Source organism: Qaidamihabitans albus (assembly GCF_016464705.1).
GTDB classification, from domain to species: Bacteria; Actinomycetota; Actinomycetes; order Mycobacteriales; family Pseudonocardiaceae; genus Qaidamihabitans; species Qaidamihabitans albus.
In genome coordinates this window covers 1-14,736 of record NZ_JAEHOB010000023.1, presented here as the reverse complement: position 1 = coordinate 14,736, position 14,736 = coordinate 1, and the positions used below count along the sequence as shown (strand labels likewise).

Annotated in this window: 10 protein-coding genes; 2 read left to right on the top strand and 8 right to left on the bottom strand. The window is 71.9% G+C overall.

Going from position 1 to position 14,736, the window contains the following annotated elements; all coding sequences use genetic code 11:
• Nucleotides 1-26 precede the first annotated feature (26 nt).
• The 5 genes from JAP66_RS29120 to JAP66_RS29100 form a co-directional block, all read right to left on the bottom strand.
• Entirely contained in the window at nt 27-956 is a 930-nt protein-coding gene (locus tag JAP66_RS29120) for an SMP-30/gluconolactonase/LRE family protein (RefSeq protein WP_199435074.1), read from the bottom strand.
• Between the two features lie 8 nt (nt 957-964).
• On the bottom strand, nt 965-1,627 hold the full coding sequence (locus JAP66_RS29115; RefSeq protein ID WP_199435073.1) for a histidine phosphatase family protein: 663 nt from the start codon (nt 1,625-1,627) through the stop codon (nt 965-967).
• A complete protein-coding gene (locus JAP66_RS29110) occupies nt 1,628-2,686 on the bottom strand; it encodes a phosphotransferase family protein (RefSeq protein WP_199435072.1) in 1,059 nt (352 codons plus the stop codon). It abuts the gene before it with no gap.
• Complete coding sequence (locus tag JAP66_RS29105; RefSeq protein ID WP_199435071.1) at nt 2,683-3,435, bottom strand: SDR family oxidoreductase; 753 nt, start codon at nt 3,433-3,435, stop codon at nt 2,683-2,685. The genes JAP66_RS29110 and JAP66_RS29105 overlap by 4 nt, the downstream gene beginning before the upstream one ends.
• A gap of 81 nt (nt 3,436-3,516) precedes the next feature.
• Complete coding sequence (locus tag JAP66_RS29100; RefSeq protein ID WP_199435070.1) at nt 3,517-4,746, bottom strand: S8 family peptidase; 1,230 nt, start codon at nt 4,744-4,746, stop codon at nt 3,517-3,519.
• Nucleotides 4,747-4,969: 223 nt separating this feature from the next.
• On the opposite strand from JAP66_RS29100, the gene JAP66_RS29095 reads away from it, so the two are divergent.
• Entirely contained in the window at nt 4,970-5,815 is an 846-nt protein-coding gene (locus JAP66_RS29095) for a hypothetical protein (RefSeq protein ID WP_199435069.1), read from the top strand.
• A 201-nt stretch (nt 5,816-6,016) separates the two neighbouring features.
• On the opposite strand, the gene JAP66_RS29090 is transcribed toward JAP66_RS29095, so the two are convergent.
• A complete protein-coding gene (locus JAP66_RS29090) occupies nt 6,017-7,681 on the bottom strand; it encodes an acyl-CoA synthetase (protein ID WP_199435068.1) in 1,665 nt (554 codons plus the stop codon).
• Nucleotides 7,682-7,789: 108 nt separating this feature from the next.
• Here JAP66_RS29090 and JAP66_RS29085 point away from each other — a divergent pair, with 108 nt between their 5' ends.
• Nucleotides 7,790-9,478 (top strand): bifunctional 3'-5' exonuclease/DNA polymerase, encoded by a 1,689-nt coding sequence (locus JAP66_RS29085; protein WP_199435067.1) that lies wholly within the window; start codon nt 7,790-7,792, stop codon nt 9,476-9,478.
• A 118-nt stretch (nt 9,479-9,596) separates the two neighbouring features.
• On the opposite strand, the gene JAP66_RS29080 is transcribed toward JAP66_RS29085, so the two are convergent.
• Both JAP66_RS29080 and hrpA read right to left on the bottom strand, forming a co-directional pair.
• Complete coding sequence (locus JAP66_RS29080; RefSeq protein ID WP_199435066.1) at nt 9,597-10,634, bottom strand: sodium:calcium antiporter; 1,038 nt, start codon at nt 10,632-10,634, stop codon at nt 9,597-9,599.
• Nucleotides 10,635-10,751: 117 nt separating this feature from the next.
• The gene (gene hrpA / locus JAP66_RS29075; protein WP_199435065.1) at nt 10,752-14,660 is read right to left on the bottom strand and encodes an ATP-dependent RNA helicase HrpA; all 3,909 of its coding nucleotides are present in this window, start codon (nt 14,658-14,660) and stop codon (nt 10,752-10,754) included.
• Nucleotides 14,661-14,736 lie beyond the last annotated feature (76 nt).

Below are 14,736 nucleotides of genomic sequence, written 5' to 3'. Positions count from 1 at the left end.
ACGCGAGTTAGAACTCGCGTACGCACTCACGAGCGGACCGGCACCGTGGTGATGGCGATCGACCGCTCCTCCAGGCTGCCGAAGTAGAGCACGCCATCGCGCTCACGCACTCCGGTGAGCATGTGAAAGCCGCTGACCTCGCCGGAGAGGTCGTGCACGATCGTGCCCTCGGAGTCGATGCCGAGCACCCCGCAGGTCCGGGCCGGGGACGGCTGCACCGAGGTCGGCAACCGCCGCACCAGTGCCCGCAGCGCGCCGGGCAGGCGCCGCACCATGTCGAGTGCCGCCACGCGCGGGCTCGCCTGCGTCACCCAGATCAGCCCGTCGCTGCCGGTGGAGGTGTTGTCCGGATGCCCGGCAAGGCCGTCGGCGAAGACATCGGTGCTGCCCGCCCGCTCGCCGGTCAGCCAGACGCGGCGCACCCGGCAGTCCCCCGTCTCGGCCACCGTCACGAACGACTCGTCCGCGGACAGCGCGACCCCGTTGGCGAACTGGAGCCCGCCGGCGAGCTCGTCGATCGCACCGTCCGGGCCGCGGCGCAGCAGCCTGCCGGAGCCCGTCTGCTCGATCAGGTCGTCGCGCCAGTGGGTGATCGGGAAGCGGGCCGAGGAGTCGCTGAAGTAGACGGTGCCGTCCGCCGCGACCGCGGCGTTGTTGCAGAACACCATCGGCCTGCCCGCGACCTCCCTGGTGAGAGTCCGCACGGCACCGTCGGCGGGCGACACCACCAGCAGGCCCCGGTACGCGTCACAGACGAGCAGCTCGTCGCCGTAGAACTCCAGGCCGAGCGGCCGCCCGCCGGTGTCCGCGACCGCGTCGATGCGCCTGCCGTCCTGGCTGATCCGGATGATGCGGCCGTCGGCGAGCCCGGTGTAGACCTGCCCGTCCGCGTCGACCAGCGTGTCCTCCGGGCCGTACCCGTTGACGGGAACGACCCGGACCTCACCGAAACGCATGGTGCCTCCTACCGGTAGCTGAGCAGTGCCGCTGCCTGGCCTTCGAAGTGCCCGTGCTCGTTGAACGACAGCAGCGTCGTGCCCGCGCGGCCGGTGACGATCTTGGTGATCCCCGCGTTCACCGTGACGCGGTTCAGGGTCAGCAGACCGGTCTCCGGCGTCGCGGAGAGCGCGCCGCACAAGGCCGCGATCACCCCGCCCGAGGTGAACACCACCGCCTGCTCACCCTTGCCGAGCGCCGCGATCACGTCGTCGAGGGCACCGCGCACCCGGCCGAGGAAGGCGGGCCATGTCTCCGCGCACGGGCTCTCCTCCCCCGCCCGCACCCAGCTCGCCAGCGCGGCCTCGAGCGCCGCCTGGAACGCGCGCGGGTCGGCGCTGTCCTGTGCCGCGCCACCACCGTGGTGGGCGGCGATGTCGGTGTGGTCGTACTCGTTCCACCGCGGGTCCTCCTTGGCGACGACGCTCGGCGCCACCTCGGCCAGCGCCGTGGCCGCCGTCGCCCGCTGCCGCGACAGCGTGCCGCAGCGCGCCTGCGCCACGTCGACCTGCCGCCTGCGCAGCTCCGCACCGGCGGCCCTGGACTGCTCGGTCCCGCGCTCGGAGAGCACGTCGTAGTCGGCGGCGCCGAACGACGCCTGCCCGTGCCGCACCAGGTAGATGGCGCCCATTCAGCCGGTACTCCCCTCGATCACGGTGCGGCACCGCCATTCCAGGTAGCCGACCAGCTGCCAGAAGTCCTGGAACGCCGGGTTTCGGGTCTGCCCCTGGTGATAGCGGTAGTAGATCTGCTGGATGATCGCGGCGAGCCGGAACAGCCCGTACACCTCGTAGAAGGTCCAGTCGGGGATCGCCAGCCCGGTGCGCCGGGCGTAGTGATCCACCACCTCGGCCCGGGTGAGCATCCCGGGCAGGTGGGTCGGCTGCCGCCTGCTCGCCTTGAAGAAGTCGTCGTCATCGGCCTGGACCCAGTAGGCGAGTGTGCTGCCCAGCTCCATCAGCGGATCGCCGAGCGTGGCCATCTCCCAGTCGAGGATGCCGACGACGTCCAGTCCCTCCGCGCTGTCGAGCACCACGTTGTCCAGCCGGTAGTCGTTGTGGATCAGGCAGATCGACACCTCGTCCGGCAGGTTGGCGGCGAGCCATGCGGTGACCTCGGCGAACTCGGGCACGTTCTCCGTGCGCGCCCGCCGGTAGCGCTCGGTCCAGCCGCGGATCTGCCGCTCGACGTAACCCGTGCCCTTGCCCAGGTCGCCGAGACCCGCGGCGGCCACGTCCACCTCGTGCAGCTCGACCAGCCGGTCGATGACGCCGGTGGACAGCCTCCGCGCGGCGGCGGGCTCCAGCGACATCCCGGGTGGCAGGTCGCCGCGGAGGATGAGGCCGTGGAGGCGCTCCATGACGTAGAAGTCGTCGCCGAGCACGGCCGGGTCGTCGCAGAGGGCCAGCATCCGCGGCACGTACGGGAAGACGGGCCGCAGCGCATCCTGTACGCGGTACTCGCGCCGCATGTCGTGCGCCGAGGCAGCCCGGTGCCCGGCGGGCGGGCGGCGCAGGATCAGCTCGCGGCCCGGGTAACGCAGCAGGTAGGTCAGGTTCGAGGCCCCGCCGGGGAACTGCCGCACCTGCGGGAGCCCGGCCAGGCCGTCCACGCGCGCGGCCAGCCACTCGTGCACGGCGGCGACGTCGAAGCGATCCTCGTCGCGGACCTCGGTGACCGGGTCGCTCACGTGAACCTCCGCAGCAGTCCGGTCGGCAGCACCCGCATGACAACACTGAGCGGCGCCCACGGCAAGGGCGGGATGTAGGCCCTGGCTGGTTCCCGCTCGATCGCCCTGACCAGCGCCCGCACGCCCTTCTCGGCCCCGGCGAGCAGCGGCGTGCGGCCCGCCGAACCGGTCATCTCCGACTCGATGTAGCCCGGCAGGAGGGTGGTGACCCGCACCGGCGTCCGCAGCATGTCGGCGCGAATGCCGTCGGCCAGCGCGGAGACCGCGGCCTTCGACGCGGCATAGGCGGTCAGGTTGCCGGGCAGCCCGCGCAGTGCGCTGAACGAGGAGACGACCACCAGGTGACCGGCGTTCTGCTCGCGGAAGATCGCCAGCGCCGCCTCGCACTGGGCGAGCGCGGCGACGAAGTTGGTCTCCGCGGTCTGCCGGTTGGCATGGAAGTACCCGGTGCCGACCGGCTGTCCCTTGCCGAGGCCCGCGTTGACGATGACCCGGTCGAGGCCGCCCAGCTCGGCGCGGAACTCCTCGAACACGCTGAAGACACGATCATGGTCGTTGACGTCGAGCTCGCGGGTCAGCACCCGGATGCCGGGATGCCGTTGCCGCAGCTCCGCGGCGAGCTCGTCGAGCCGGTCGGTGCGGCGTGCGCACAGGGCGAGGTCGCGGCCCGCGGCGGCGAACCGGCGGGCCATACCCGCTCCGAGCCCCGAGCTGGCACCGGTGATCACGATGTTCTTCCGGATGGCCATGCCTCATCATGGCATTACCGGCAGGTAACAAGGCGGTGACCCGGCGCACAGCGCGCCGGGTCACCGCTGCGGGCGTTTCGCTCACTCCCCGGTGTAGAGCAGCCGGTTCGGCGTGCCGAGGCTCGGGTCGGTGATCTTGTCGGGCGTGGCGGCGCCGGTCAGCGCCTCCTCGACGGCCGCGGGCGTGGCGTCCGGGTTCCCGGCCAGGTACAGCGCGGCGGCGCCGACCACGTGCGGCGTGGCCATCGACGTGCCGCTGATCGTGTTCTCCCCGCCGTCGGTCCAGGCCGAGGTGATGTCCACACCGGGGGCGTAGAGGTCGACCACGCTGCCGAAGTTCGAGAAGGACGCCTGGGCGTCACCGTCATCGCTCGCGGCGACGGTGATCGCCTCGCCGACCCGCGCGGGCGAGAAGAGGCTGGCGTCGAGACTGGAGTTGCCCGCCGCGACGCCGAACGTCACGCCCTGCTCGATGGCGCCGCGCACGGCGTCGTCGAGGGCGGTGTCCACCATGCCGCCGAGGCTCATGTTGGCGACCGAGGGACCGCTGGCGTTGGCGGCGACCCAGTCGATGCCCGCGACGATCTGCTCGGTGGTTCCGCTGCCGTTCGCGTCGAGGACCCGGACGGGGACGATCTGGACGCCCTTGGCGACGCCGTACTCGCCGCCGCCGATGGTGCCCGCGACGTGCGTGCCGTGCCCGTGCTCGTCGGCGGCGTCGTCGTCGTTGTCGATGAAGTCCTTACCGGCGGCGACGCGGCCGCCGAACGTGCTGTGATCGGCGTCGACCCCGGTGTCGAGGACGTAGGCGGTCACGTTGTCCGCCTTCAACGCGAACTCGTAGGTGTCGTCCAGCGGCAGATCCCGCTGGTCGATGCGGTCGAGGCCCCAAGACGGCGGGCTCTGCTGCACGTCGGCGATGCGCACACGCTGGTTCTGCACGACATAGGCGACGTCGCTGTCCGCGGCGAGCCGCTTGGCCTCGACCTCGCTGGCCTTGATCGAGAACCCGTTCAGCGCGCTGCCGAACGTGCGGGTGAGCTCGGCGCCGTAGTCCCCGGCCAGGCCGCGCGCCACTGACAGCAGGCCCGTGGTGAGCCGGTTCTGTTCCAGTACCACCAGGTAGCTGTCCGGCACCGCCGTGGCCGTGCCCGCCGACTGGATCTGCCCCTGCGCCGCGTACGCAGGTGCCGAACCGAGCGTGGCTGCCACCGCCAGCCCCACGGCCGCCGCTGCCGCGGCCAGCCCTCGCCGAAGGTGTCGTGAGTTACCGGCTGACCCCGCTGACCCCGCTGACCCCGTTGAGCCCATTGACTGCCTCCCTGTCCCGACCTGTTGCGTAAAAGTCATGCAATCGGTGCGGGCAGGGACGGGGCAATGATTGCCAGTTACCAGTATTGGCCCGTTTGGAGTAACGTGCCGTAGACCGTATGGGTCACGGGTAGCACAACGCGATCACCGGCCTGGCGTTACAGTTCGCTGCTAACGTTGCCCATATCGTTACCAGCACGCAGGTCGGGGGCGAACCGGGGAGATGCTGACGGAGCAGGATACCGACGGAGAGCCGGGTGGAACCGCGTTCTCCGTCGCGCTACGGAATGCGATCTCCGCCAGCGGGCTCAGTCTCGACCGCATCCAGGCGCGGCTGCAGGCACGCGGCGTCTCGGTCAGCGTCACCGCGCTCAGCTACTGGCAGTCGGGCAAGCGCCAGCCGGAACGGCAGAGCTCGATCTCGGCCGTCCGCGCGCTCGAGGAGATCCTCGATCTCGTGGCCGGCTCGCTGCTCGGGCTGCTGCCGCCGCCACGCCCGCGCGGCAGCTCGTCCCGCAGGCGCAGGGACGCCGCCGAACCCGGGCCCCTGAATGAGCGGCTCACCCTCGTCGGCCTGCACGACCGCTGCGACGTCACCGCCGACGGCCGGCAGCGCCGCGTCACGGCCAGGGCCGTGTTCCAGGCGACGGCGGACGGGCAGGACCGCTGGCTGCTCGCCTACCCGGGCCTGCCCGCGCTGCGCGCCCTGCGGAACTGCACCGTCGGCCGGGTCGAGCCGGACTCCGCGCACGGCGTCACGGTCGCCGAGCTGCTTTTCGACCGGCCGATCGACCGCGGCGAGACCCACCTCGTCGAGTACTCCTTCACCGGCTCCGGGCCGCCCTGCGCGGCGAACACGCACTTTCGCGAGTTCGGCAGGCCGGTGCGCGAGTACCTGCTTGAGGTGCGCTTCGAAGGCGGCGACGTGCCGTTCCGCTGCTGGCAGTACGCACGTGAGGAGGCCGGTGGCACGGCCGCGAGCCGTGAGCTGCGGCTCGACAACGCCAGCGGGGTCCACGCCGTCGCGCTCGACTTCGGCCCCGGTGTGTTCGGCATCGGCTGGTCCTAGCCGCCCGCCGGGNGAGGAGGCCGGTGGCACGGCCGCGAGCCGTGAGCTGCGGCTCGACAACGCCAGCGGGGTCCACGCCGTCGCGCTCGACTTCGGCCCCGGTGTGTTCGGCATCGGCTGGTCCTAGCCGCCCGCCGGGTCGTGAGTGGCTACGCGAGTTAGAACTCGGGTAGCCACTCACGAGTCGCCACGTGAGCCGGGCTACGAAAGTTCGTGGCGGAGCACCTTTCCGGTCGCGTTGCGGGGCAGCTCGTCGAGGAACTCCACGTCCCGCGGCACCTTGTACCGCGCGAGGTTCTCCTTGACGTACTCGCGCACGGTGTCCGCGTCGAGCCGCCTGCCCGGCGCGGGCACGACGAACGCCTTGAGCCGCTGGCCGAACTCGTCGTCGGCAACCCCGACCACGGCCGCCTCGATCACGTCGTCCCGCTCCACCAGCAGGTTCTCCACCTCGATGGGGAAGACGTTCTCGCCACCGGAGACGATCATCTCGTCATCGCGGCCGTCGATGAACAACAGCCCGTCGGAGTCGAAGTGGCCCACGTCGCCGCTGGCGAGCAGCCCGTCGATCACTTCCTTGTTCCGCCCGTCGGTGTAGCCCTCGAAGCTCAGGCCGCTGCCCACGAAGACACGGCCCGTCACGTAGGGCTCGGTGATGCGGCGGCCGGCCTCGTCGTACAGCTCCACCCGGCAGCCCACGGGTGCACGGCCCACCGTGCCGGGCGCCTTGCGCCAGTCCTCCGGGGTCGCCACGGTGGCGACGGCGACCTCGGTCGAGCCGTAGAGGTTGTGGACCACGTCGCCGAAGATCGCGGTGGCCCGGTTGCCGAGGTCCGGCGAGAGGGCGGAGCCGGCGACGAAGATGATCCGCAGCGAGGACGTGTCGTACCGGCCGATCACGTCCGGGCCGAGGTCGACGATGCGCTGCAGCATCGTGGGCACGAGCACCAGCGCCGTGCAGCGATGCTCCGCGATGCCGCGCAGGGTCCGCTCCGGGTCGAACTTGCGCCGCAGCACCACCTTGGAACCGAGGGCGAACGAGAGGATGAACTGGGAGAGCCCGGTGCCGTGGAACAACGGCGCCCCCAGGTAGGTGCTCTCGCCGACCCGCAGCGGCACACGGTCGAGGAACTGGGCGGAGTCCAGCGCGGAGATCTTCGGCCGCGGCGCGCCCTTCGGCGTGCCGGTCGTGCCGCTGGTCAGCAGCACGAGCGCGCCGGGCCTGGCCGGAGCGGGCAGCGGCCGGTCGTCGGTGCTCGCGATGAGCTCGTCGAGGACAGGGCTGCGCTGTCCTGGCTGTCCTGGCTGTCCTGGCTGTCCTGGCTGGCCGGACAGGTCCGTCTCGATCCACGACAGGTATCGCTCGGCGTCCCCCCGCACGGCGTCCAACAGCCCGGTGAACTCCTCGTCGTGGACGAGCACGTTCACGTTCTCCCGCTCGGCGACGTCGGCCAGTTGCGGTTTGGCGAACCCGGTGTTCATCAGGAGCAACGGGACACCGAGCTTGCCCGCGGCGAGCATCGTGGTCACCAGGCCGCGGTGGTCACGGCTCAGCACGGCGATCGTCGAGCCTGCGCCCACACCGCGTTCGGACCAGGCCCGCGCGAGTGCGTTGGACCGGAGGTCGAGCTGCTTGAACGTGAGCGGGCCGCGTTCGTCGACGAGACCGGTCGCGTCCGGGTCGCGGTGCGCGGCGATCTGCGTGGCACCGGCCAGCGCGCCGAACTTGCGCACCGCGAGCAGCGACCGGATGCCCTCGTCGAGCCTCGGGAACGGGACGAGCCCGGCCCGCCGCAGCACCTCCACGCTGCGGGCGGCATCCGTGACGCGGTTCGCCAGTCCCGCCACGGTAGGCGGCCTTCTCATCCGAGTACCTCCGTGTCCGCTGTGGTCGAGATCTCCGCGTGCAGAAACCTACCCGCGAGTAGGTACGTTGTCGAACGGAGTGTCGGTGGCACCACACAGAATCATCCCGTGCACATCATCCTCGCGCGGGAGCCGGAGGGCACCTTCGCCGTCCGTGCGCTCGGCGGCGAGCTCACGGTGCCGGGCGCGCTGCCCGCCACCGAGCTCGCCGAGCACGCCGCGCGGTGGGAAAGGCAGCTGCGGCCGCGCTGGGTGTTCACCTCGGTCGAGCACGACTATCCCGCGCTGCTCGACGGCGGGGTGCGGGTGCGCCGCTGTCACGACCTCGCGCTGGCCGAGGCGCTGCTCCTCGCGAACGAGGAACGCGGCGAGCAGTCCCGCACGCTGGCGGCCGCGTTCGCCAGGGCACGTGGCCTCGATCCGCCTGCCGAGGCCGCGCCCGCCGGGCACGACGACCACGACCAGCCCGCGCTGTTCGACCCGCGCGGATCGGGACTGCCCCCTGGCGTCACCGTGGCCGATGCCGCCGAGCTGGTGTTCACCGAGCAGTGCGGGCGAATCGAGCGGGCCGCGCACCCGCAGCGCCTGCGCCTGCTGATCGCGGCCGAGTCGGCGAGCGCGCTGGCGGCGGCCGAGATGTCGGTGGACGGGCTGCCCTGGCGGGCCGATATCCACGACAAGTTGCTCACCGAGCTCCTCGGCGACCGGGTACCGGCCGGGCAGCGGCCACGCAGGCTGGCGGAGCTCGCCGACCGGGTCCAGGCGGCGTTCGGCAGCCGGCCGGTGAACCCCGACCATCCGGGCAGCGTGGTCCGCGCGTTCGGCAGGGCCGGTGTCCAGCTGCCCTCCGCGCGGGCACACGTGCTGCGCGAGGTGGCCCACCCCGCGGTCGCCCCGCTGCTGGAGTACAAGGAACTGGCCCGCCTGCACTCCGCGCACGGCTGGGCGTGGCTGGACGCCTGGGTGCACGGCGACCGGTTCCGGCCGGTGTACGTCGTCGGCGGCGTCGTGTCCGGGCGCTGGGCGAGCCGCGGCGGTGCGGCGCTGCAGATCCCGCGCACGCTGCGGGTGTGCGTGCGGGCCGACCCGGGCTGGAAGCTCGTCGTCGCGGACGCCGCGCAGCTGGAGCCGCGGGTGCTGGCCGCACTGGCCGGCGATCGCACGCTGGCCGAGGTGGCTGCGTCGGCCGACCTGTACGACAGCCTGGCCGAGGTGATGTTCGCGGGCGCGCGGAGCGACGCGGCTGCCGGCCAGGACGACCGCCAGAAGGCGAAGATCGCGATGCTCTCGGCGATGTACGGCGGCACGGCCGGCGAGGCGGCGTCGTTGCTCGCGCTGCTCCGGCAGCGGTTCCCGGCCGCGGTGTCCTATGTGGAGCATGCCGCGCTGGCCGGGGAACGAGGGCAGCTCGTGCGCTCCCGCCTGGGTCGCACGTCGCCACCGCCGTCCGCGGCCTGGCGGGCGCTCACCGGCGGCGCGGGCAACGAGGAGGGTGCGCGGCGTGCTTCGCGCGACTGGGGCCGGTTCACCAGGAACTTCGTCGTGCAGGCCAGTGCCGCGGACTGGACCGCCGTACTGCTGGCAAGCCTGCGCGGACGGCTGCCCGCACCGGCGCACCTGGTGTTCTTCCAGCACGACGAGGTGATCGTGCACTCCCCCGATCACCTCGCCGAGCAGGTGCGCGACTGCCTCGCGGAGTCCGTGCGGGAGGCCACGGAGCGGGTGTTCGGCGCGGCCTGCCCGGTGCGCTTCCCGATGACCGCCACCGTGGTCGACTGCTACGCCGACGCCAAGTAGCCCGCGAGTCCCGCACTCGGGACCACGAGTTCCCCGCTCGCGGCACCGATGGGCTCGTGGCCGGACACGTCGCGGCCCTGAACGGGCAACTCGCGGGCCTGGGCGGGGGACTCGCGGGTCAGAAGGCGAGGCTGACGACGGCGGTGGCGTAGATGAGGGCGAGCATGATGCCATCGAAACCGAGCCGCCACCAGCCCTTGCGCTGCCGCACGAGCAGGCCGCCGAGCAGGACGGCAGTCATCAACAGTGCCGCCGCGGTGAGGAAGAGCTGGTCCGTACCCGCGGCGTGGAACAGCGACCCGCCGCGGAAGGCGGCATCGCCGATGGCGAGGTTGAGCGCGTCGAGACTGTTGCCGCCGATGACGGCCGCGATCGCGAGCGTCACCGCGCCCCGGCGGACCGCGGCGATCGCGGTGACCGTCTCGGGAAGTGCGTTGACCAGGCCCATGAAGATCCCGCCGACGAAGCCCGCGCGCAGGCCGGTGGCGGTGACCAGGGTCTCCGCGGCCCGCGCGATCGCCCAGCCGCCGACGATCACGACCGCGGCGATCACCGCGAACTCCGCCCACAGCGACGCGGTGCCGCGCCTGCTGAGCCTGCCGTGGTCCTCGGGCAGATCCGGCTTCGTCTCCCGGGTGGGAACGGCCCGCCACATCGGCTCCTCCTGCTTCCGGATGAGCCGCAGCCCGCCCAGGTACAGAGCCGCCATCGCCGCCGAGGCCGGGTGCACGCCGAGCACCGTCACCTCCGGGCTGAACGAGGCCATCAGCGCGGTGCACAGCAGCACGATCAGCAGGCAGCCGAACAGGAGGTTCCGTACCGAGGCCGCCGCGTGCTCCAGGTTGACCCGCCGGTACGCCGCGTCGGCGGCCACGATCGCGAGGGTCTGCACGGCGATCCCGCCGACCGCGTTGCTGTAGGCCAGCCCGGGCTGGCCACCCACCGCGCTCGCGCCCGTCATCGCGATGCCGGACAGCGAGCTCGCCACGCCGAAGAAGACCGCACCGAAGAACGCCTCGCCCCAGCCGGTGCGGTCGGCGAGGGCGTCGCCGAGGCCGGCCAGCCGGATACTGCACACCACCGTGAACACGGCCGCGAGCAGGAAGAACGCGACGGCCCAGCCCAGCGGCCATGGCTGGGTTACGAACGCGGGCACGCGCCCTGGTTAGCCGGAACCGGCCGGCACTACACCCTGCCCGCCGTGTCCGCGCTCCGTGTACACGCGCCCGCGCCGCGCGACGCGGACACGCGTGCGGGGAGCGCGGACACGGGGTCAGGCCGCCGCCGCGTCGTCCAGCGCCCGCACGATCCGCTTGACCGAAACGGGGTACGCGGTGCGCAGCGTCTGCGCGAAGAAGCTCACCCGCAGCTCCTCGATCATCCACGGGACCTCGGCGAGCACGGGCGGCGGCGTGGCGTGCGGCGGCAGCCCGTCGAGCATCGCGCGGTACTCGTCGCGCAGCCACGCGATCTCCCGCAGCCGCTCGACATCGCGCGCGGGATCGCCGGGCAGCTTCTCCAGCCTGCGCTCCACCGCCCGCAGGTACCGGACCAGGTCGGGCAGCCGGTCGTAACCGGTGGCCGTCACGAACCCCGGGTACACCAGGCCGTCGAGCTGCGCCCGCACGTCGGCGACCGACTCCCGCAGCGCGTCGCCGCGGGTGTCGGCGAGCCTGGCCTCGGCGTCGTGCAGCGCCGCCAGGATGCCCTCGACCTCGCGCAACACGGTGAGCACGGCGGGGTTGAGCCCGGCGCGCACCTTGTCGAGCAGCGCGGCGAACCCGGCCTCGTGCCACACCGGCCCGCCCGCGTCGGCGACGAGCTTGTCCGCCGCGCAGTCCACGCAGTCCTCCAGCAACGCGGCGACGCTGCCGTGGGGGTTGCGGTTCAGCACCAGCTTGGACCGGTTGTCGAGGTTGCGGTTGATGTGCTTCATCGGCGAGGGCACGTTGAGCCGCAGCAGCCGGCGGGTGCCCTCCCACATCGCCCGGCGCTGCTGCTCCGGGGTGTCGAGAATGCGTACCGCGACGCTGTCGCCCTCGTCGACGAGCGCCGGGTAGGCCCGCACCTCGTGCTCCTGCCGCCTGGCCTGGAACACCGGTGGCAGCTCACCGAAGTCGGGCGTGCGCAGGCCCGAGCGCTCGATGTCCTCGGCCGCCGCGGAGATCGTCGCCCGCAGCCGGCCGCTCAGCCGCTCCTTCAGCGCGGCCAGGTCCTTGCCCTCGGCGATCTCCCGGTTGCCCTCGCCGAGTACCCGGAAGGTCATCTTGAGGTGCTCGGGCACGGCTGACCACTGCCACGCCCCCGGCGGCACGGCGACGCCGCGCAGCGCCTCCAGCTCCCGGCCGAGCACGTCCAGCAGCGGACCGTCCGCCGGGCCCACCCTGGACAGCACCTGCCTGGCGGTGTCCGGGGCGGGGACGAAATTGCGCCGTAGCGGCTTCGGCAGCGACTTGATCAGCGCGGTCACCAGCTCCTCACGCAGCCCGGGCACCTGCCACTCGAAGCCGGCCTCACGCACCTGGTTCAGCACGGGCAGCGGGAGGTGCACGGTGACACCGTCCGCACCGGTGCCGGGTTCGAACTGGTAGGTCAGGTCGAAACGCAGCGAGCCCTGCGTCCACCCGTCCGGGTAGTCGGCCTCGCTGACCTCGCCCGCGGTGGCGTTGATCAGCATCGTCTTCTCGAAGCCGAGCAGGTCGGGCTCCGTGCGCCTGGCCTTCTTCCACCAGCTGTCGAAGTGCCTGGCGGAGACGACCTCGGCGGGAATCCGTTCGTCGTAGAAGGCGAACAGCGTCTCGTCGTCGACGAGGATGTCGCGCCGACGCGCCCGGTGCTCCAGGTCCTCCACCTCGTCGAGCAGCGCGCGGTTGTCGTGGAAGAACCGGTGGCCGGTGTCCCAGTCGCCCTCGACCAGCGCGTGCCGGATGAACAGCTCGCGCGAGACCTCAGGGTCGATCCGCCCGTAGTTGACCTTGCGCCCGGTGACCAGCGGGACGCCGTACAGGGTGACCCGTTCGTTCGCCATCACCGCGCCGCGCTTGCGCTCCCAGTGCGGTTCCGAGTACGTGCGCTTGACCACGTGCCCGGCCAGCGGCTCGACCCACTCCGGCTCGATCCGCGCGTTGACCCTTGCCCACAGCCGGGAGGTCTCCACCAGCTCGGCCGAGGCCACCCAGCGCGGCTGCTTCTTGAACAGCGCCGAACCGGGGAAGATGGCGAAACGGGCGCCGCGCGCGCCCAGGTAGTCACCCTTGGCCGGATCCTTGAGGCCGATGTGCGAGAGCAGGCCGGCGATCAGCGAGGTATGGATCCGCTGCGGGTCGCCGGGCACGGTGTTGAGCGTGATCCCCAGCGGCTTCGCGAGCTGGCGGAGCTGGCTGTAGACGTCCTGCCACTCGCGCACGCGCAGGTAGTTGAGGTACTCGGCGCGGCACATCTTGCGGAACTGGTTGGCGGAGCGCGCCTGCTGCTGCTCGCGCAGGTGGTTCCACAGGTTCAGGTAGGCGAGGAAGTCGGAGTTCGGGTCGTTGAACCGGGCGTGCAGCTGGTCGGCCGCCTGCCGCTTCTCCGCGGGCCGCTCGCGGGGGTCCTGGATGGACAGTGCGGCGGCGATGATCATCACTTCGCGCACGCAGCCGTTGCGGCCCGCCTCGACGATCATCCGGCCCATCCGCGGGTCGACGGGGAGCTGGGCGAGCTGGCGGCCCACCGGGGTGAGCCGGTCGCGGCCGTCCTTGCCTGCCCCCTCCAGCGCGCCGAGCTCGGCCAGCAGCTGCCTGCCGTCGGTGATCTGGCGCCGGTCCGGTGGCTCCACGAACGGGAACGCCTCGATGTCCCCGAGTCCCAGCGAGGTCATCTGCAGGATCACCGAGGCCAGGTTGGTGCGCAGGATCTCCGGGTCGGTGAACTCCGGCCGCGCCGCGAAGTCCTCCTCCGAGTACAGCCGCACGCAGATGCCGTCCGACGTGCGCCCGCAGCGGCCCTTGCGCTGGTTCGCCGAAGCCTGCGAGATCGCCTCGATGGGCAGCCGCTGCACCTTCGTGCGGTGGCTGTAGCGGGAGATGCGGGCCGTGCCCGGGTCGATCACGTACTTGATGCCGGGCACGGTGAGCGAGGTCTCGGCGACGTTGGTGGCCAGCACGATCCGCCTGCCCGTGTGCCGCTGGAACACCCGGTGCTGGTCGGCCGCGGACAGCTGCGCGTAGAGGGGCAGGACCTCGGTATTCGGCAGGTTCAGCGCCAGCAGCGCCTCGTTGGTGTCGCGGATCTCCCGCTCCCCGGAGAGGAACACCAGGATGTCGCCCGGCCCCTCGGCGGACAGCTCCACCACGGCGTCGCAGATCGCCTGCACCTGGTCGCGGTCGACCTCGGGCGCCGCCTCGTCGACGACCGGCCGGTAGCGCACCTCGACCGGGTAGGTCCGGCCGGAGACCTCGACGATCGGCGCGCCCCGGGACCCCCCGGACCCCCCGAAATGCCGGGAGAACCGCTCCGGATCGATGGTGGCCGAGGTGATGATCACCTTGAGATCGGGCCTGCGCGGCAGCAACTGCTTCAGGTAGCCGAGCAGGAAGTCGATGTTGAGGCTGCGCTCGTGCGCCTCGTCGATGATCAGCGTGTCGTACTGGCGCAGCATCCGGTCGTTCTGGATCTCGGCGAGCAGGATGCCGTCGGTCATGAGCTTGACGAGGGTGTCCTCGCCCGAGGTGTCGGTGAAGCGGACCTTGTAGCCCACCACGGAGCCGAGCTCGGTGTGCAGTTCGCCTGCGATGCGCTCGGCGACCGTGCGGGCGGCGATCCGCCGGGGTTGCGTGTGCCCGATCTGCCCGCGCACGCCGAGACCCAGCTCGAGGCAGATCTTCGGCAGCTGGGTCGTCTTGCCCGAACCGGTCTCCCCGGCGACGATCACGACCTGGTGGTCCCGGATCGCGGCGGCGAGATCGTCCCGCCGCATGCTGACGGGCAGCTCCTGCGGGTACTCGATCCGCGGGACGGTCTCGCGCCTGCGCTGGACCTTCAGCTCCGCCGCGTCGATGTCCGAGGCGATCCGGGCGGCCACGGCCCGCTGGTCCTTCGCCTTGCGGGCGCCCTCGATGCGGCGGCGCAGCCGGTGCGCGTCGCGCGGCATGAGCCCGGGCAGCCGGGAACGCAGCTCATCGACAGGGGAACGTGTGGACATACGAACTCCACAATAGCTCGTGAGTGTTCACCCCGGTTAGAACTCGCTGTGAAGTTCGGGGACATCGGTGACAGTG